Annotated in this window: 1 rRNA gene; it reads left to right on the top strand. The window is 50.3% G+C overall.

The window, feature by feature from the left end:
- Positions 1–66 precede the first annotated feature (66 nt).
- Positions 67–332, top strand: a 23S ribosomal RNA gene (locus tag EL84_RS06615); the annotation flags it as partial.

Below are 332 nucleotides of genomic sequence, written 5' to 3'. Positions count from 1 at the left end.
ATGTAAGACCCCTTGAAGACGACGAGGTAGATAGGCTGGGGGTGGAAGTGCAGCAATGCATGGAGCTGACCAGTACTAATCGGTCGAGGGCTTATCCAATAGCAAGTGATAATTCGCAACGAAACTGCCTCGGGGAGCTGTAAGCAAGCTTTGATCCGGGGGTGTCCGAATGGGGAAACCCAGCTGGGGTAATTTCCAGTTACTCATAACTGAATACATAGGTTATGCAGAGGCATACCAGGGGAACTGAAACATCTAAGTACCCTGAGGAAGAGAAAACAATAGTGATTCCGTCAGTAGCGGCGAGCGAACGCGGAGAAGCCCAAACCAGA

The organism is Paenibacillus sp. VT-400 (genome assembly GCF_001029205.1).
Lineage (GTDB): Bacteria > Bacillota > Bacilli > Paenibacillales > Paenibacillaceae > Paenibacillus > Paenibacillus amylolyticus.
This window is presented reverse-complemented; position numbering and strand designations above follow the sequence as displayed.